Annotated in this window: 17 protein-coding genes; 13 read left to right on the top strand and 4 right to left on the bottom strand. The window is 51.4% G+C overall.

Annotated features, from left to right (window positions below):
• Nucleotides 1-10 precede the first annotated feature (10 nt).
• Genes JZM60_RS04630 through JZM60_RS04595 form a run of 8 tightly spaced genes read left to right on the top strand, consistent with a single transcriptional unit; the run spans nt 11 to nt 10,009 of the window.
• Nucleotides 11-2,500: a molybdopterin-dependent oxidoreductase gene (locus tag JZM60_RS04630; RefSeq protein WP_207165477.1), complete on the top strand. Its 2,490-nt coding sequence runs from the start codon at nt 11-13 to the stop codon at nt 2,498-2,500.
• 53 nt (nt 2,501-2,553) lie between these two features.
• Entirely contained in the window at nt 2,554-3,594 is a 1,041-nt protein-coding gene (gene nuoH / locus JZM60_RS04625; RefSeq protein ID WP_207164347.1) for an NADH-quinone oxidoreductase subunit NuoH, read from the top strand.
• A 25-nt stretch (nt 3,595-3,619) separates the two neighbouring features.
• Nucleotides 3,620-4,018: an NADH-quinone oxidoreductase subunit NuoI gene (nuoI, locus tag JZM60_RS04620; protein WP_207164346.1), complete on the top strand. Its 399-nt coding sequence runs from the start codon at nt 3,620-3,622 to the stop codon at nt 4,016-4,018.
• 10 nt (nt 4,019-4,028) lie between these two features.
• Nucleotides 4,029-4,532: an NADH-quinone oxidoreductase subunit J gene (locus JZM60_RS04615; protein ID WP_207164345.1), complete on the top strand. Its 504-nt coding sequence runs from the start codon at nt 4,029-4,031 to the stop codon at nt 4,530-4,532.
• 18 nt (nt 4,533-4,550) lie between these two features.
• Nucleotides 4,551-4,853 carry an NADH-quinone oxidoreductase subunit NuoK gene (gene nuoK / locus JZM60_RS04610; protein WP_207164344.1) on the top strand — a complete coding sequence of 101 codons (303 nt, stop codon included), beginning with the start codon at nt 4,551-4,553 and terminating at the stop codon, nt 4,851-4,853.
• Nucleotides 4,854-4,911: 58 nt separating this feature from the next.
• Nucleotides 4,912-6,924 carry an NADH-quinone oxidoreductase subunit L gene (gene nuoL, locus JZM60_RS04605; protein WP_207164343.1) on the top strand — a complete coding sequence of 671 codons (2,013 nt, stop codon included), beginning with the start codon at nt 4,912-4,914 and terminating at the stop codon, nt 6,922-6,924.
• Between the two features lie 35 nt (nt 6,925-6,959).
• On the top strand, nt 6,960-8,519 hold the full coding sequence (locus tag JZM60_RS04600) for an NADH-quinone oxidoreductase subunit M (protein WP_207164342.1): 1,560 nt from the start codon (nt 6,960-6,962) through the stop codon (nt 8,517-8,519).
• A gap of 35 nt (nt 8,520-8,554) precedes the next feature.
• Complete coding sequence (locus tag JZM60_RS04595; protein ID WP_207164341.1) at nt 8,555-10,009, top strand: NADH-quinone oxidoreductase subunit N; 1,455 nt, start codon at nt 8,555-8,557, stop codon at nt 10,007-10,009.
• 532 nt (nt 10,010-10,541) lie between these two features.
• Here the strand turns inward: JZM60_RS04595 and JZM60_RS04590 are convergent.
• The 4 genes from JZM60_RS04590 to priA form a co-directional block, all read right to left on the bottom strand.
• Nucleotides 10,542-11,297 carry a DUF116 domain-containing protein gene (locus JZM60_RS04590; protein ID WP_207164340.1) on the bottom strand — a complete coding sequence of 252 codons (756 nt, stop codon included), beginning with the start codon at nt 11,295-11,297 and terminating at the stop codon, nt 10,542-10,544.
• The gene (gene fmt, locus JZM60_RS04585) at nt 11,297-12,247 is read right to left on the bottom strand and encodes a methionyl-tRNA formyltransferase (protein WP_207164339.1); all 951 of its coding nucleotides are present in this window, start codon (nt 12,245-12,247) and stop codon (nt 11,297-11,299) included. The genes JZM60_RS04590 and fmt overlap by 1 nt, the downstream gene beginning before the upstream one ends.
• A gap of 9 nt (nt 12,248-12,256) precedes the next feature.
• Complete coding sequence (def, locus tag JZM60_RS04580; RefSeq protein WP_207164338.1) at nt 12,257-12,760, bottom strand: peptide deformylase; 504 nt, start codon at nt 12,758-12,760, stop codon at nt 12,257-12,259.
• Nucleotides 12,761-12,842: 82 nt separating this feature from the next.
• On the bottom strand, nt 12,843-15,086 hold the full coding sequence (gene priA / locus JZM60_RS04575; protein WP_207164337.1) for a replication restart helicase PriA: 2,244 nt from the start codon (nt 15,084-15,086) through the stop codon (nt 12,843-12,845).
• Nucleotides 15,087-15,225: 139 nt separating this feature from the next.
• On the opposite strand from priA, the gene ttcA reads away from it, so the two are divergent.
• The 5 genes from ttcA (at nt 15,226) to JZM60_RS04550 (ending at nt 19,177) form a co-directional block, all read left to right on the top strand.
• A complete protein-coding gene (gene ttcA, locus JZM60_RS04570; RefSeq protein ID WP_207164336.1) occupies nt 15,226-15,999 on the top strand; it encodes a tRNA 2-thiocytidine(32) synthetase TtcA in 774 nt (257 codons plus the stop codon).
• A gap of 203 nt (nt 16,000-16,202) precedes the next feature.
• A complete protein-coding gene (locus JZM60_RS04565; protein WP_207164335.1) occupies nt 16,203-17,180 on the top strand; it encodes a 4Fe-4S binding protein in 978 nt (325 codons plus the stop codon).
• A gap of 116 nt (nt 17,181-17,296) precedes the next feature.
• Nucleotides 17,297-17,950, top strand: a complete 654-nt coding sequence (locus JZM60_RS04560; RefSeq protein WP_207164334.1) for a lactate utilization protein — start codon at nt 17,297-17,299, stop codon at nt 17,948-17,950.
• Nucleotides 17,951-18,679 (top strand): ComF family protein, encoded by a 729-nt coding sequence (locus JZM60_RS04555; protein WP_207164333.1) that lies wholly within the window; start codon nt 17,951-17,953, stop codon nt 18,677-18,679.
• Between the two features lie 147 nt (nt 18,680-18,826).
• Entirely contained in the window at nt 18,827-19,177 is a 351-nt protein-coding gene (locus tag JZM60_RS04550; protein ID WP_207164332.1) for a VOC family protein, read from the top strand.
• The last annotated feature ends 3 nt before the right edge of the window (nt 19,178-19,180 follow it).

Here is a 19,180-nt window from a genome sequence, read left to right as displayed (position 1 = left end):
AGAGGTCATGATGGTAAATCTCACGATTGACGGAAAACAGGTAACGGTACCCAAGGACGCTACCATTTACGATGCGGCTAAATCAGCTGGCATCAGGATACCCATTCTCTGTCACGACAAGAAGCTGCATCCTTTCGGCGGCTGCCGCATGTGTCTCGTCGAGGTTGAGCAGATGAAGGGACGTCAGATTCCTGCTTGTACGACACCCGTTACCGAGGGCATGATCGTAAGCACAATGACTCCCGAAATTATCAATGCGCGGAAACTCGTTTTAGAGCTTCTGTTGCTGAAGCATCCAATTGATTGCCCTGTATGTGATGCTGCAGGAGATTGTGATCTTCAGAATCTCACCTATGAATATAAGGTGAATACAAATCGCTTCCAGGATGAGAAGTTCCAGCATAAGATTGATTACGAAAATCCGCTTATCGAAAGAGATATGAACCGTTGTGTTCATTGTGGTAAGTGTGCACGTATATGTGATGAGATAGTGTGCCATGGCGCGTATTCATTTATTAACCGTGGCCTTGAAGCAAAGATTGGCACTGAGTTTGACGGGCCGCTGAATTGTGAATTCTGTGGTTCATGTATTTCAGTTTGTCCTGTTGGTGCACTTATTAGTCGCCCCTTCAAGTTCAAAGCACGCTGGTGGTCTCTCAATAAGGTAAAAACGGTCTGCTCCTATTGTGGTACAGGTTGTCAGCTAACACTTGGTGTCAAAGACGATAAGGTTCTCACTACTGTCTATGATGAGAACCAAGGTTTTCATAATGGTCAACTTTGTACACGTGGCAGGTTTGGATACCAGTTTGTAAATAGCGACAAACGGCTCACTACACCTCTTGTCAAAAAGAACGGTAAATTTGAGGAAGCAACATGGGACGAGGCGCTTGGCCTGGTCAAACAAAAGTTCATAGACGCTAAGAATGCAGGTGGGTCCAGTGTTGCCGGTCTTGTAACTCCACGACTCACAAATGAAGAACTTTATCTCCTTAAAAAACTTTTCAACCAAGGCCTTGGCTCCGATAACCTGGATCATTCCGCTGGCTATGCACATGCTGCCCTGACTGCTGGGGCGGTTGAAAGTGTTGGTTACCCCGCTTCACCCGCCTCAATCTCTGATATACAAGCAACAAATTTGCTTTTAGTTGTTAAGAGTGACGCTTATGAGACCCATCCTGTTCTTGGTTTTGAAATAAACCTGGGTGTCAAGCGTAAGGGTGTCAACCTGCGTATAGTCTCAGATAAGAAAGGCAAGATTTCGCGCCTCCCTAATGCATTGACCTATCTCCATTCGCCGGGGAGCGAAGTTGCACTTTTCAACAGCCTGGCAAAAGTAATCATAGAAGAGGGTTTGCTTGACAGCTCTGCCTCTACATTGCCTGGTTTTGCAGAGCTAAATTCGAAACTAGCTGCATATACCCCGGCTGTTGTTGCTGAGCAATGTGGAATGAAGGCCGAAGAGATCGTTTCTCTAGCGCGCGAATATGCTGCGGCGGAAAAGGCGCTCATTATGCTTCCCATTGGACTTGGTTATCCTGGTCACGGGAAAGCGCTTGCCCAAGCAACCCTGAATCTTGCTTTACTTACGGGCAAGGTTGGCAAAGAAGGTTGTGGCGTCCTAATTATGGGAGAAAAGAACAACAGTCAGGGTGCGGCTGATCTTAAAGTTCATCCAGTCGCTGGCGGGTTGGATGCTGCTGGAATAATTGATGGATGTACATCTGGTGCAATTAAGACACTTTATGTGGTTGGTGAGAACCCTGTAGTTTCGTATCCAAACAGAAAGAAGGTCGAGACAGCGCTTGATGCTGTTGAGTTCCTTGTTGTTCAAGATTTGTTCCTGACAGAAACGGCAAGCAAAGCTGACGTTGTCTTGCCTGCATGTTCGTTCGCGGAAAAAGACGGCACATTTACAAGCGTTGGCAGGGCTGTCCAGAGAATCAATAAAGCTATATCTCCGGTTGGAGTCGCACGTAGCGATTTTGAAATTCTTGGTCTGTTGTATGCCGCAGTTGGAGGTGAGATTCCTCCGGGCATAAGCGAGGCCTTTGAGGAGATTGGAACAGTTGTGCCTTCATACGCAAACATCGATTTCCACCAGTTGGGCGAAGAAGGTACAATTTATCCAGTGAACAACAAGTGCAGATTGATTCCTGTAGATGCTACAGCAGTCAAATCTTCTTCAACTGGCACATATGCACTTGTTACTGGCAATGCACTTAACCATTGTGGAACTTTGTCCCTGTACGGTGAAGGTCCAATGTATGTTTGCGCAGAGGGATATATTGAGTTGAACAATGCTGACGCAAATAAGCTTGGAGTTAAGGATGGTGAATCTCTTACAGTTAAATCTCAATTAGGAGATATTAAACTGAAAGCAAAGATAGGTATGAGACTTCCGTCAGGTGTTGTGTTTGCTCCATATCATTTTTCAGATAAGTCAATTAACAGTATCACTGACGGCGAATCCGTCACATGGGTCAGCTTAAGTAAATAGCAACAGTAGCAAATCACTCACAACACCATCATATCAAGAGGGGAAGAGTGCAAATGGGATACGAAATATTGGGATTGCCGATGGCATATTACATCGCCATGGTGCTCAAGGTACTCGTGGTGTTTGTCTTCGTACTGCTTACAGTGGCATATGCAACTTATGCAGAACGTAAGATCATAGGCCACATGCAGGTGCGCCTGGGGCCTATGCGTACTGGGTGGCACGGTCTCCTGCAGCCTATTGCGGATGGCGTTAAGCTTTTCTTTAAAGAAGAGATTATCCCGACCAATGCTGACAAGTTTGCTTATTTGATAGCTCCACTTGTTGCACTAATACCGGCATTTATAGGCTTTGCTGTCATTCCGTTCGGTGAGACAATCGAAGTTGCCGGGCAGAAAATCCCTTTGCAAATCGCTGCATATTATGACACTGCAACTGGTCAAGTGGTTGATCTTAATGTCGGTGTGCTTTATATCCTGGCGTTAGCTTCTGTGGGTGTATACGGTATTGTTTTGGCAGGTTGGGCATCAAATAGTAAATATTCTCTCCTCGGTGGACTCCGCTCTTCTGCGCAGATGATTTCGTATGAATTGGCAGCTGGTCTGGCCATTGTCTCGGTCTTCATGCTGTCAGAATCACTGTCATTACAGAAAATAGTTGCAGATCAAGCTAATGGTGCTTGGTATGCCTTCAAGCAACCCATTGCGTTCATTCTTTTCTTCATATGCTCGATTGCCGAAATTAACCGGACTCCGTTCGACCTCCCTGAAGCGGAATCTGAGCTTGTATCGGGTTTCTGTACTGAATATTCAAGTATGAAGTATGCGATGTTCTTCATGGCTGAGTATGCGAACATGGTTACAGTATGCGCAGTAACAACAACTCTCTTTCTCGGTGGGTGGCATGGGCCTACCTTCCTTCCAGGATGGATATGGTTTATTGCAAAGGTATATTTCCTGATATTCACTTGCATGTGGATTAGAGCAACCTTTCCCCGTTACCGTTACGACCAGCTTATGCGTCTTGGCTGGAAGGTGTTTCTACCCCTCACACTTCTAAATATTGTTGTTACGGGTATAGTAATCGCACTCTAGTCAACTCCATGACGAGGATATTGAAATGATTGTGCCGCTGCTTAAAGGTCTGAAAATTACGCTTAGTCATCTTTTCAAGAAGACAATAACGCTTCGTTATCCGGATGAAAGGCCAGTTATTGCCTCAAATTTCCGGGGACTGCATGCGCTTAAAGTCTCTCATGATCGCGCCAAGTGTGTTGCATGTTACTTGTGTCCGACAGTATGTCCGGCGAAGTGCATCACTGTTGAGGCTGGCGAAGACCAGAATCATGACAAATATGCAGCGCGGTATGAAATTGAATTACTTCGCTGTATATTCTGCGGTTTTTGCGTTGAAGCCTGCCCTGTTGATGCATTGAAAATGACAGAACAGTTTGAATTGGCGAATTACAATAGAGAAGATTTCCTATTCGTTAAAGAGAGACTTTTAGAAAAGAAATAAAGGAGCAGCAATGGAAACGTTCTTCTTCATGATCGTGGCAGCAGTAGCTGTCCTGGCCAGTATCCTGGTCATTACCTGCAAGAACCCGATCAACAGTGCGCTCTCTCTGATTTTGACTTTCTTCTGCCTGGCAACTCTATACGTGACGCTAGATGCTCCGTTTATGGCTGCTATCCAGGTGTTAGTCTACGCAGGGGCAATCATGGTTTTGATTGTGTTTGTCATCATGCTCCTAAACGTACGTACTGAATCAGGGCGAAGAACTTCACACAGTGTCCTGTTCGGGAGCTTGATAGGTTTGTTCACACTGTTTCAACTGTTCTATTTGTTCAACAGAGGTTCACTGACCGGATCAAAGGGTGTGATTGATTCGGAATTGGTTAACAGGGTTGGTCACACAGAGTTAATAGCGAATGCTTTATACACTGACTTCCTTCTGCCTTTCGAGATAACATCTATACTGCTTCTTGTGGCTATTATTGGTGCAGTAATTTTAACAAAAAAGAAAATCTAACGGACAGGGGTTAAGCTCATGGTACCTTTGCATAGCTATCTGATATTAAGCGCAATACTGTTCTCAATTGGCACAATTGGTGTTCTTATTAGAAGGAATGCAATCGTCATCTTTATGTGTGTTGAGATGATGTTGAATGCTGTAAACTTAACTTTTATTGCTTTGTCGAAGCACCTTGGCAGCATTGATGGACAAGTATTTGTCTTTTTTGTAATGACTGTAGCTGCAGCAGAAGCAGCTGTGGGACTTGCCCTGATGATTGCCTTCTATAAAAATCGTGAGTCAATTGATGTTGAAGACGTCAACCTCATGAAGCTTTAGTAGAGATGCTGCAGCTTACGAAATTCTGAATCACTCGCTATAGAAAAAGGAGTCAGGAATGTTTGAGTACGTATGGCTGATACCACTGTTCCCACTGATCGGCGTCGTCATAAACGGTCTTTTCGGGAAAAAGATCAAGAATGAGACGGTGATCGGCGGAATCGGTGCACTCATGGTGTTCGGCTCGTTCCTCGTGTCATGCGGCATCCTGATGGAGCTCCTTTCAAAACCTGCTGAAGAGCGGTTTTTTGAGAAGGTGCTTTTTACATGGATTAAGTCAGGCAACTTTACGGCCGACATCGGATTCCTGATAGATCCTCTGTCCACGCTTATGATTATGGTTGTGACAGGTGTCGGCTTCTTGATTCATGTATACTCAATAGGTTATATGCATGGCGAAGAGGGATTTTATAGATATTTCACATATCTGAACCTCTTCATGTTCAGCATGCTTCTTCTGGTTCTGGGAAACAACCTGTTGCTCATGTTTGTAGGGTGGGAAGGCGTAGGTTTGTGTTCTTATCTTCTCATCGGATACTATTTCCATAAAAAATCAGCAGGTGATGCCGGCAAAAAAGCGTTCGTCATGAACCGTGTTGGCGACTTCGGTTTCCTTGTTGGTACCTTCACACTCTTTTGGTACTTCGGGCAAAACCATAATGTCTGGACGATAAATTTCAGAGTACTTGGTGACAATGCGCATCTTCTGCCTCTTGGAGGAGTTGTAACTGTAATTACGCTTTGCTTCTTTCTCGGTGCAACAGGTAAGTCCGCACAGTTGCCGCTTTACACATGGCTTCCTGATGCCATGGAAGGTCCGACTCCCGTTTCCGCTCTTATCCATGCTGCAACGATGGTTACTGCTGGCGTTTACATGATTGGCAGGATGAATTTTCTCTTCATCCGGTCCCATGAGACAATGATGGTCATTGCAATAGTCGGTGCTGCAACTGCAATTTTTGCAGCAACAATCGGCACTGCTCAAAATGACATTAAAAGGGTTTTGGCATATTCAACCGTATCTCAGCTTGGGTTCATGTTTTTAGGGATGGGAGTAGGGGCTTTTACTGCCGGTATATTCCATCTTATGACACACGCATTCTTTAAGGCTTGCCTCTTCCTTGGCTCTGGTTCAGTCATTCATGCAATGCACCATGCATTGCATCACATACATTCCCATGATGATGCTCAAGATATGAGAAACATGGGTGGACTGAAGAAGGTCATGCCGATTACTTTCTTGACCTTCCTTGTTTCAACTATTGCAATTGCAGGCATACCTGGTTTTTCGGGCTTCTTCTCCAAGGACGAGATTCTCTGGCAGGCATTTGCCAACCCTCATCATGGTGAATTGAACATGATTCTGTGGGGGATCGGCGCAATTGCCGCTGGTTTCACGGCGTTTTATATGTTCCGCTTAGTTTTCATGACTTTCTTTGGGGAGTGTCGGATTAAAGAAGGAGCAAAGAGTCACCTCCATGAATCTCCTTTTGTCATTACTTTCCCTTTGATGGTGCTTGGTGTCCTTGCGGTTGTTGGTGGTTATGTTGGGATACCGAAACTTATTGGCGATGTGCTGGGCGGAATACCTAATTATCTTGAGCACTATCTTGAGCCAGTATTTAAAAGCTCGAACGAATTCGTTGCTCTCCAAATTCAGCATGGTGGTGCACATCATCATAGTTTGGTGCTTGAGTGGGGACTTATGGGCGGATCTGTTGTTATAGCCCTTATCGGCATCTCAATAGCTTTCGTACTGTATGTAGTATCGCCTTCGATACCCGCTAAATTTACTGCAGCGTTTCCTGCACTACATAGGGCCGTATACAATAAGTGGTACGTTGATGAACTTTATGACTTCTTGTTTGTAAACCCCTGTAAAGCGCTTGGCAATGCACTATGGAAGGGTTTCGATGTTCTTGTGGTTGATGGAATTGTCAACGGTGTTGCTACGGTTGTCAAAGGTTTCGGTAATGCATTGAGAAACATTCAAACCGGTTATGTACATAACTATGCCCTTGGCATGACTTTGGGTACGGTTGTTATCGTGGCATTCTATCTTTTCCGCTAACTCTGAATTACCAATAGGACTAAAGGAGCAGATTCATGAGTCAGTTTCCGTTAATCAGCGTGATGACCTTTCTTCCACTTCTGGGGGTCGTGCTGCTCTTCTTCGTTCCCAAACAGAGCCATTCGGCGCAGCGAGGGCTCGCACTGCTTGTTTCGCTTGCGACGTTTGTAGTGTCACTTCCTTTAGTGACCGGCTTCCAGAGCAATGCCGAATTTCAGTTTATTGAGAAAGTGCCCTGGATCTCTGCAGGACCATTCGAGATGAACTATCACGTGGCCATTGACGGGATCAGCCTCTGGTTGGTTATATTGACAACCTTTATCATGCCGATAGCCATCCTTTCTACTTGGACTGCAGTGGAGAATAAGGTCAAGGAGTATATGATCTGTCTGCTGCTTCTGGAAGTTGGCATGTTGGGTGCGTTTGTTTCCCTGGATCTTTTTCTCTTCTACATCTTCTGGGAAGTGATGCTTATCCCTATGTACTTCATTATCGGTATATGGGGTGGGAAAAATAAGATTTACGCAGCTGTCAAGTTCTTCATTTATACGATGGTTGGTTCGCTGCTGATGCTGGTTGCTCTGATCCTGCTTTATTTCAAGGCTGGAGCTGGCGACTTCACAGTGCTTCGTTTCTATGAACTTTCACTTGATCCTGTAACTCAGACTTGGATGTTCCTTGCATTTGCTCTTGCATTTGCCATTAAGGTTCCGATGTTCCCCTTGCACACCTGGTTGCCGGATGCCCATACAGAAGCTCCGACAGCAGGTTCAGTTATTCTTGCTGCTGTTCTCCTTAAGATGGGTACGTACGGTTTTGTCCGCTTTGCCATACCGCTCTTCCCTGATGCCACAGCGCAATTCACTCCTCTTTTTGCTGTGCTTTCAGTGATAGGAATTATCTATGCGGCTCTCGTTGCCATGGTTCAGGAGGATGTCAAGAAGCTTGTTGCGTACTCATCTGTTGCTCACCTCGGTTATGTTATGTTGGGTGTCTTCGCTCTGAACGTAGAAGGTCTTTCAGGCGGAATGCTCCAAATGCTCAACCATGGTGTATCGACTGGTGCACTGTTCCTTATAGTAGGCTTTATTTATGAGCGCCGGCATACTCGCCTAATAACTGACTTTGGTGGACTTGCCAAGCAAATGCCGGTTTTTGCTACAATATTTATGATCGTAACGCTCTCATCTATAGGGCTTCCCGGTACAAATGGTTTCGTAGGAGAATTCCTTATACTCACAGGTGCATTTGAGAGTGAACTTCGCTGGTTTGCGGTTATTGCTGCAAGTGGGGTTATTCTCTCTGCGGTTTACATGCTCTGGATGTATCAGCGTGTAATGTTTGGTGAACTTACCAATCCTAAGAACCAGACTTTGAGTGACCTCAATGCTCGAGAAATAGCAATAATGCTTCCATTACTTGTGCTTGTCTTTGTAATGGGTGTATATCCGACTCCATTTATCAATAAGATGAACCCTTCTCTTGAGAAGCTGGTTGTACATGTCAAGTCTAAGCAAACTGCTAAGGCTCAGATTCCTCAGATCCCGGCACCGCAGGCTCTTCCTGCAGCCGTGCTGCCTGTCGAGCACAAGTAATCGGTTCAGAAGAAAAGCCACCGGAGGGAACCTAGATGGAAACAATTGTAATCCCAACCATTAATTTTGCGCCAATCATGCCAGAGGTTATACTTTCAATCTTCGGTATGGCGCTGCTCCTCGTAAATGTATTCGTTAAGAGTGAGCACAAAGCCTATTTGGGCTACCTGAGCCTCATAGGGATAGTGATAGCAGGATTCACGCTTATCGGTGGATGGGGAAGCAACCTGATGTCGTTTAACGACTCAGTGGTTATGGATAATTTCTCTATCTTTTTTAAGGGAATTTTCCTGTTAACGGTTGCAATGACCATCCTCATATCCGATCAATATTTTAAGCGTGAGGAGTGCAATTCAGGAGAACTTTATCCACTTCTCCTTTTCGCCACGGTCGGTATGATGCTTATGGCATCTGGGACCGACTTAATGACAATCTTCCTTGGGTTAGAGGTCCTTTCAGTTTCCCTTTACATACTCGCTGGTTTCAATAGAGCGAATATCAAATCTAACGAAGCCGGACTTAAGTATTTCCTTTTAGGAGCATTTTCAACTGGTTTTCTTCTCTACGGAATGGCGTTAACATATGGTGCGACAGGTACAACGCGTGTTGTTAAAATTGCTGAGTATGTAACTCAAAACTCTTCAGTTGCACAAAACCCCCTGTTTATTATTGGTATGTTGTTGATGGCAGTTGGTTTTAGCTTCAAAATAGCAGCAGCTCCTTTCCATATGTGGACTCCTGATGTTTATGAAGGTGCTCCGACACCGATGACTGCTTTCATGTCCGCAGGCCCAAAGGCCGCAGGATTTGCAGCCTTCTTACGAGTTGTCTTAATTGCGTTCCCTGCCCTCAAAGCTGATTGGTCTGACCTTTTGTGGGTATTAGCAGTACTTACCATGACGGTTGGTAACCTTATTGCGCTTAATCAGGACAATATAAAGAGAATGCTGGCTTACTCTTCAATTGCTCATGCTGGTTATGCTCTTGTTGGTTTTGCTTCTGGCAGTGCAGAAGGTACGGCGGGCATTCTGTTCTATATGCTTTCCTATACTTTCATGAACATTGGTGCGTTTGCGATTATCGTTCTTGTTGGCAAGAAGGGTGAAGCCAATACAAATGTTATGGATTATGCAGGATTTGGCACCAAGCACCCAATTCTTGCTTTAGCTATGGCTGTATTCCTCTTTTCATTGGCAGGTATTCCCCCGACTGCTGGATTTATAGGGAAATTCTATCTTTTTGCTGCTGCTGTGAAGTCTGGATATGTTTGGCTGGCCATTATTGGTGTGCTGAACAGCGCAGCATCAGTGTACTATTATCTTCGCGTAATGGTTTATATGTACATGAAGGATCCGGTCGAGGAGTTTGACTGGATGAAGATTACACCTGCAGTCGCCATTTGTATTATCATTGCGGTAATTGGCGTTCTGCTCCCAGGGGTAGTTCCCGCATTCCTGCTTGACCTTGCGCAGCAAGCGGCACTGCTTTAGACGTACATAATAGTTTTTAATACAAAAAAGGCTCCTTCAACGAAGGGGCCTTTTTTGTATTAAAGGGAGCAAAATACCGCAGTTGGCCTGAAAATATGATCGTACCCAAGTAACCCGCTGGGATGTTGGTGGCGTAGAGAGTTGGATTGTATGCTTTAGGTAGTAGCTACGAGAGGTTAGATTGCGGTAGTGTAAAGAGTTTTTCGCTTTTTTGTTTTTGGCAGTGCCTTCGAGAAGTTAGATTGCCTCAGCCTCTTCGAGTTGCTGGTTCATTTCCTGTTCTTCGAGAAGATCGATATTGAGGTTGTGCTTCATACCCAGTTGGTTTATGTGATGCGAAGCAGCAAAGAGGGCCGCGACGATATCGCTACAAGCGTAGATTTCGAATCGAAGTCGCGAAAGTAATATAACTAAGTACCGGCGCAAACCTTTTAAAGTCCATCATTGAGCGGTTGACGTCTTGTCTGAAGACGAAGTGACTGGCTGAATCGAATAACAGCTTAATAGGCTATCGATTTTATGAAATTAAAGTTTAGGAGATTACAGACTTTAAAGCCTGGTCAATTTTTTCTACATCGACTTTTGTGTTGAAGCAGGGGCCGAATGGGCGATCATTGAGAATACCAATGACAGGTAAAGGGTAGCAATCCTTAATGCCCGAGGTAAGGTCCCGTTCGCATGCAACGGCAAGAACGATTTGGGGTCTCTTTTCAATGATAACTTTGCGTGCCAGGGTTCCACCTGTGGCGACAGAGATATTGATATTATACTTTTGAGCCAGGTCAGCAAGCCCCATTATGTCGCATCGACCACATCTGACGCATTTATTTATGTTTCCGGTGACTTTTATTTCGCATTCAAAAAGTTGCAGGCAATGTGGCAGAAGTATCAAAATTCTATCCGGCTTGATGTTGTAGCGCTGGGAAAGAACAAGACTGTTATTCATTGCGATGAATGATTGCCGGATGGTGTCAGTAGGTATGCCGAAGGCACGGCCAATGAGTTCAATGGCGGGAAGAAGAAACTTGATAACAACGCCGCGAAGAATGCGAGTTAAGAAGATATCTTTTCCGAGCGCTGAAGTCAGTACGACAACAAGTGAGCCGAGAAGGGCGACGAGAGAAAGTCCGCCGAACAGGATAGCTGTTATGCGGGGGAGGCTCGGATGTATGTTGGCAAGACCTTTGGTTGGTATCCACCAGAAAAGGAAGATGAAACCAACAATCAAGAGGCACGTGACCCCCATAAGAAATATGAAGAGACGTTTCTGTGGCGGTTTGTTGGACATTAGCAATCCTCGGGAGGATCGCCAAGGCGGCTCCCCTGGTCCAGGCGATAACCAGCGAGGAAGTCTACCGCAGTAAGACGTTTTCTCCCTTCAAGCTGCAGTTCTTCAATCCTAATGCTTCCCGAGCCGCAGGCAACGGTTATTCCGCTCTTCCCGACGGAGATTATCTCGCCTGGTGTGGCGTTTCCATCGGCAACCGAGACTTTGTAGAGTTTCAAGGTTTTTTCGCCGATGGTGGTGTATGCACCGGGCCAAGGAGTAAGGCCTCGTACGAGGTTTTTTATCTGAACAGGGTTCTTGTTCCAGTCAATGAGTCCGTCTTCCTTTTTCAGAATCGGTGCATAGCAGCTGAGGGAGTCGTCCTGCTTTTCGGGGCTAAGCGTGCCGTTGACAAGTCTGTCAAGAGTTTCGTCAATGGTTTCGGCACCTAAAAGCGAAAGGCGGTCATGGAGCGATTGAGCATCTTCGTCGGGTCCGATGGGGATAACTCGTTTAATGAGCATGTCTCCCGTGTCAAGGCCTGCATCCATTTGCATGGTGGTTATGCCGGTTTCGCTTTCTCCATTGACAAGGCACCAGTTGATGGGAGCGGCTCCGCGATAGCGTGGGAGCAGAGATGCATGAATATTTATGCAGCCATGCTTTGGGATGTCGAGAAGGCTCTGGGGGAGTATCTGGCCAAAGGCGACAACAACCATCAGGTCGGGGTTCAATTCCCGGATTTGGGCGATAAATTCGGGGGCTCGTACTTTTGGTGGCTGAAGTACAGGGATGTCATGCTCTTCGGCAAGGACCTTGACCGGTGGGGGAAGGAGCTTCTGTCCGCGTCCCTTGGGACGGTCAGGCTGCGTCACAACCGCCAGTATGTTATCTCCGCGTTCGATAAGTTTTGCAAGTATCGGGCAGGCAAAGTCTGGGGTACCCATGAAGATGATGCGCAGTCCGGACATATGTTATCGTTACCCTTCCTCAAGCATGCGGCGGTATTTTTTCTTGAACATCTCTTTTTTCAGGGGCGAGAGGTGGTCGACGAAGAGTATGCCGTCAAGATGATCGATTTCATGCTGAAAAGCGATGGCAAGAAGCCCCTCGGCGTTATAGGTCACTTCCTCTCCGTTCAGATCCAGGGCTTTTACAACAACTTTGGCGTGGCGATGAATATTGGCAGCATATTTGGGAACGGAGAGGCACCCTTCCTCTTCGTATGACTCGCCTTCGGTGTGGATGAACATCGGGTTGATGCAGACAATCAACTCCGGCCGGTCGTCCTTTTGGGAAACATCAATAACGATTATCCGCTGGCTGACGCCGATCTGCGGCGCCGCAAGGCCGACCCCCTGGGCGTCATACATGGTTTCGGCCATGTCGCGGACCAGTTCGCGGGTTGCGTCATTGATAATCGCAACCGGCAAGGCTTTTTTCTTGAGAACAGGGTCTGGGTAAGCAAGGATTTTTCTAACCATCTTCAGGCACCTTTAAAAATTGTTATTCTCATGAATATAGAGAGATAACGGAAAAAAATCAAACCCTTCCTTATGCCGGCAGTCACATGAGGTCAACTGGGTCCACATCAACCTGGAGCCTGATGCCGGAGGGGGGAGCGTAGCTGCTGCGGAGGGCGGCAAGAAGGCGGTGGAGGGCCGGGCGCTCAGGTGCCTTGAGAAGAGTTTGCCAGCGGAATCGCCCCCGGAGCTTCGTGAGGGGGGCGGGGGACGGGCCGAGAATTTCCACTCGGGAGCTTAGTTCGCGACGCAGGGTGCGAAGATGTCCGGCTAGAACTGCTGATTCCTGCTCAACGGATGGCGCCGCAGTGCCTGTCAGGCAGAGTGCCGCCAGGTGGACAAAGGGCGGGTAGCCGGTCTCCTGCCGGAAGGCAAGTTCCGTGGTGTAGAATTTTTCGAGTAGACCGGTGCCCGCGTGGGTGAGGGCGTAGTGGTCGGGATTGAAGGTCTGAATGATGACCTTTCCCGCGTCGAGGCCCCGTCCCGCTCTTCCCATGAGTTGCGTAATAAGTTGGTAGGTCCGCTCGGCGCTACGGTAGTCGGGGATGTTGAGAGTTGACTCCACCGATACGATTCCAACCAGAGTTATGCCGGGAAAGTCATGCCCTTTGGCAACCATCTGGGTGCCGATGAGGATGTCGGTCTTCCGCTCGGCCACTTTACGCAAAATTCGAGCGTGCCCACCTTTGCCACGGGTGGTGTCGCGGTCCATCCGATCGACCCGTGCCTCGGGAAAACGCTCCCGCACCAGTTCTTCAATCCGCTCGGTGCCGAGGCCGAGATGCGTAACCTGTGTGCTGCCACATTCGGGGCAGACCGAAGGAGCCGGGATGGCGTAATCGCAGTAGTGGCAGACGTGGCGGTTTCTTCGTTGGTGATAGGTTAGGGTGACGGCGCAGTTTGGGCAGCGGAGCACGTGGCCGCACTCCTCGCAGGTGAGCCAGGTGGCGAAGCCCCGGCGGTTCAGGAAGACCAGGGTCTGGCCGCCGCCGGCGAGGTTGGCGTCAATTCCCTCAACCAGGGGGGGGAGTATGGCTTCACCTTTATGCCCCCGCGCATCGATGACCTCGACATGGGGCATCGGCAGGCCGTTCACCCGGTCAGGGAGGGAGAGGAGGGCAAGCTTCCCGGTGGTGGCGGCATGCCAGGTGGTGACCTGGGGGGTGGCGGTGCCGAGCACGACGCAGGCATGCTCCATCTTTCCCCGCACGAGCGCCAGATCCCGGGCGTTGTAGCGGAATCCCTCGGACTGCTTGTAGGATGCCTCGTGCTCCTCGTCCACCACGATCATGCCGATTCGTTCCAGGGGGGCGAAAATGGCCGAGCGGGCGCCGATGACGATGGAAACCTCCCCCCGCCGGATCCTCCGCCACTCGTCGTAGCGCTCACCGTCGGAAAGGCCGCTGTGGAGCACGGCAATGCCGCACCGGAAGCGGCGCCGAAAACGGTTCACGAGCTGGGGGGTCAGGGCGATCTCGGGGACGAGGACCAGCGCAGTACGCTCCTTGTTCAGGAGATGGGCAATGGTCTGCAGGTAGACCTCGGTTTTGCCGCTCCCGGTAACTCCGTGGAGGAGGAAGGGGGCAAAGCGACCAGTGTCGATGGCGTCCACGATCCGGTCCCGCGCCTCGCTCTGGCCAGCGTTGAGGGCAAGGGGGGAGTCGGGGGTGACCGTCTCATCCCGGAAGGGGTCCCGGTAGATCTCCCGCGCCTCCACCTCCACGAGGCCCAGCTCCCGCAGCCGCCGGAGCTGGAGCGAACAGTCGCCGAAAATGCCTCGTAGCTCTGCTGCCGTTGTCTCTTCGGCCTGCCTGAGGTGATCGAGGATGAGAGATGCCTTTCCCCGCGGTGCGTCCACAGCCGGAGGTGCCGCTGCAGGGCCGTAAACTGGCTCAGTCTTCACCTGCTTGCCGCCGGTTAATGCGTCCCCGTCACCGTTGGCATCTGCCCGGCGGCTCTGGACGTTGATGCCGGCGGGTAATGCCGCTTTGATCACCTCTCCCAGGGGATGGAGGTAATAGGAGGAGGCCCAGCGGTAAAGCTCCAGCTCCTTCCGGGTGAAGAGGGGAGTGTCGTCCAGAACGTCGCACACCTCCCGCAGTTCCCGCTCTTCACCCGTGGCGAAACCGAGGACGTAGCCGGTAACCCTGCGCCTCCCGAAGGGGACGAGAACCCGCTTCCCCAATTCGGTGCGGGGCATGAGCTCCACCGGCACCCGGTAGAGGAAGGTGGTGTCCAGGGGGAGCGGGATTGCGACTTCGATGATGTCTGACGGTGAATTTTTCATGGTAACCGATGGCTAAAGACGTTACCGGAATAATAGCAGGACGGACCCGGGGGAACAAGGGAAAGGGAATGGAGCACTGTCTTGACTTGGGTAAGTCCGGTGGGGTACCGTAGATAAATTGTCGAAGGAGAGGGTGCTAGTGGAGTTTGTGGACGAAAAGCGGTATCGGAAGATAAAAAACGGGGTCGGCCGGGCCATCGCCGACTTCAAGCTCATCGAGGAGGGGGACCGTGTCGCCGTGGCGGTCTCGGGGGGGAAGGACTCCTACACCCTCCTCCATGTCCTGGAGGCCCTGCGGCGCCGGGCACCGGTGAAGTACGAGCTGGTGGCGCTCACCATCGATTCGGGCTACCCCGGCTTCCGCAGCGACGTCATCGCGGCCCATCTTCAGGAGCATGGATTCACCCATCACGTGGAGGTCACCACCCACTACGACATCATCAAGGAGAAGCGGCGCCCCGGCTCCTCCTACTGCTCCATCTGTGCCCGGCTGAAGCGCGGCGTTCTCTACACCCTGGCACAGCAGCACGGCTGCAACAAGCTGGCCCTGGGGCACCACCTGGACGACTTCGTGGAGACGCTGCTCCTCAACCAGTTTTTTGTGGGAACCCTCAAGGCCATGGCTCCACGGATGCTGGCCGACAACGGCGAAACCACGGTAATCCGCCCCCTGGTCTATGTGGAGGAGCGGGAGATTATCCCCTTTGCCAGGGAGAACAGTTTTCCCGTGGTTTGCTGCTGCTGTCCGGTCTGCGGCAGGGCCGACATCCAGCGCAAGCGGATGAAGGAGCTTTTGACGGAGCTGGAGCGGGAGAACCCCGCCGTCAAGCGGAGCCTTCTGCGGGCACTGGCCAACGTGCAGCCGCGGCACCTCCTCGACCGGGAGCTGCAGCGGGTCTGCGCCGTCCCCTGACGGGAGCCTTTGCCGGGGCTTTTTCCTTCTTGGCGATGCGGGCCGGCGCCCGATCCCGGACCATGTCCACAATGCAGATATAGGCGCCCCATGCCACTAGGGCGACGCCGAAGACAACGATGGGTTCCATGGTATCCTCCTCTGGTTCGATGATGACAGGATACCGCGGTCATGCGACATAATAAGTCTTAAGGAGTAACGGCGTGAGCAAGCGTTACGTGCAGCCCCTCAGGATTGCCATTCAATGGGGTTTTCTCCTCTTCATGATCTATCTGGGCGTGCGGCTCTTCCTGTTCGTGCGCCACTTCCGAAGTGGCGGGGCTGCCCCATTCGTGCCCCGGGCCGACGGGGTAGAGGGGTTTCTCCCCATCGCCGGGCTCCTGGGAGTGAAGGATTGGCTTGCAAGCGGTACAATCAATGCCGTCCATCCGGCTTCGGTGGTGATTCTCGTGACGGTGGTTGCGGTTTCGCTCCTCCTGAAGCGCTCCTTCTGTTCCTGGATCTGCCCGGTGGGAACCCTGTCGGAACTCCTGTGGAAGAGGGGGTTCGTCCTCTTCAAGCGTAATCTCCGCCCCCCCCGGTGGCTGGACGTGGCGCTGCGGGGGGCCAAGTACCTGCTCCTCATCTTTTTCCTCTACTCCATCTTCTGGTCCATGCCGGCCGGTGCGGTTGCAGGTTTCATCTATTCCGACTACAACAAGGTGGCCGACGTGCGGCTCCTGGACTTCTTCCTCCACCTGTCGGGGATACCCCTCGCGGTGATCGGCGTGCTCCTCGTCCTGTCGCTCCCGGTGCGGAACCCGTTTTGCCGTTACCTCTGCCCCTATGGGGCGCTTCTGGGGCTCGTGTCGATGCTCTCGCCGGTGAAGGTAACCCGGGAAAAGATGACCTGCGTTTCCTGCGGGGTTTGCAGCCAGGTCTGTCCGTCTTATATTCCGGTCATGGCAAAAGAGCGGGTCATGTCTGAGGAATGCATCGGCTGCTGGCGCTGCGTGAGCCACTGCCGGGCCATGGGAGCTTTGGAGATGAAGCTGACGGGGAGGAAGGTGGTGGTGAATGCCATCCTTTTCGCTGTCCTGGTGGTGTTTCTCTTCGTTGGCGGATCGCTCGTGGGGCGCGCCACGGGGAACTGGAAATCGCAGATACCCTATGCCGAGTATGTGCGGCTTTTGGGGCAATAAAACCCATAAAAACCATACGAAAAGCTTTAACCACAGAGGAAACCTTAAAACTTCCAGGGAGTCAATTCCTCTGTGCCTTCTGTAGTGAATTGCTTTTGACCGAAAGGAGTGTTTGCATGTCACTTACAACTGAACTCGTTGACTGGACCCACGAACAGAAATGCCGCAAGGCGGTGGAGTCCCTGGAGAAAAACGGTTTTACCGCCGTCTATTGCGCCACCGGGCAGGAGGCCTTCGACTATATCATTGCCGAAGCGGCTGAGGCCGGGAATGTGGGTTTCGGGGGCTCCATGACCGTGGCGGATCTGCAGGTGATCGAGGGGCTACGGGAAATGGGGAAGGAGCTCCTCATCCACGGCGCGCCGGGGCTCTCCCCGGAGGAGCGGCTGGCCATCATGCGCCGTCAGCTCACCTGCGACCTCTTCCTTGCCGGAACCAACGCCCTTACCCTCTCCGGGTGGCTCGTGAACATCGACGGGGTCGGCAACCGGGCCGCTTCCATGTTTTTCGGTCCCAAGAAGGTGATCGTTGTGGCGGGCCGTAACAAGCTGGTGGACGGCGGTGTTCAGGAGGCCGTCGACCGGATAAAGGGGTGGGCATCTCCCCCCAACGCCCGGCGCCTCAACTACAAAACCCCCTGCGGCACCACAGGGTTCTGTTCCGACTGCAACTCCCCCGACCGCATCTGCCGCGTTACCACCGTCATCGACCGCAAGCCCCGCCTCACCGACCTGCGCGTGCTGGTGGTGAACGAGGACATGGGGCTCTAGATGGAGTTGCTCCGGGCGTTTCTCGACGTCCTTTTCCCGCCTCTCTGTCATTTGTGCAAGGAACCGGTGCCGGAGGCCGGGCCTCTCCATCTTTGCGAGTCATGCCTCGGGGCCATGACCCCCATCGACTCCCCCCTCTGCCCGGTCTGCGGAGTTCCCCACGGAACGGAGGGGGGAATCGATCACCTTTGCGGTTCCTGCCTCTTGGCCCGGCCCCCCTTTGACGGGGCGCGGGGGGCGCTCCTCTACGAAGGCCCCATTCGGGAGCTGATTCACCGCCACAAGTACGGTCGCAAGGTCCACCTGCGCCGCCCCCTGGCACTTCTGGCCATTGGCCAGCTCACCCCCTTTGTCAGTTCCGTTGCTCCAGACGTCATGGTTCCCGTACCCCTTCACCGCTCGCGCCTGCGGGAGCGGGGCTTCAATCAGGCGGTTCTCATGGGCGCTGTCCTGGCTCGGGAATGGCGCCTGCCGCTCTTGCGCGACACCCTGCGCCGCGTCCGCCCCACTGTCGCCCAGGTGACCCTTTCGGCTTCGGAGCGGCACAGCAACGTCCGGGGTGCTTTTGCCGTGGCCAGTCCCGAACGGATTGCCGGGAGGCGCGTACTTCTTCTGGATGACGTTTCCACCACCGGCAGCACTTTGGCTGAGTGCGCCCGGGTCCTGAAGGGGGCCGGTGCCGCCGCGGTATTCGCTGCTACCGTGGCATTGGCCCCGCGGGACCGCTGATTCAAGCCGTCTCCAGGAGGGGCGGCCGGAGTCCGTGGTTCTGGGCATGGAGCCACGCCATCTGCGGAAGCCACTTCCCCCTTGCCGCCAGCTGGTGCCTCTGCTATCTTCACACGATTGGACGACTAATTATTCCGGAGGGCTCCGATGGTTGAAGCAATGAAAAACATAGTGGTTTTTGTGCGCGATTTTGAAGTGGCGAAGCGGTTTTACAAGGAGCAGTTGAAGCTTCCCCTTGCCCAGGAAGGAATGACGATGATGGAGTTCTTTTCGGGCGGGACAACCCTTGGGGTGGCAATGGCCCTTACCGAGGAGGCCACAGCCCTGGCGGGTCGCCATACCGGCATTACCCTGCGGGTGAAGGATATCGAAAATTTTTGCCGGGAACTGACCGATGCCGGGGTGCGGTTCGAGCAGCCCCTGGAGCAGAGCCCCTGGGGGAAGATGGCGGTGGTTGCCGATCCTGACGGAAATCTCTTCGCCCTCGCGGACCGCTAGGGA

The sequence above is a fragment of the Geobacter benzoatilyticus genome, from assembly GCF_017338855.1.
GTDB classification, from domain to species: domain Bacteria; phylum Desulfobacterota; class Desulfuromonadia; order Geobacterales; family Geobacteraceae; genus Geobacter; species Geobacter benzoatilyticus.
The sequence above is the reverse complement of the archived record's forward strand: the minus strand, read 5'-3'. Positions and strand labels throughout refer to the sequence as shown.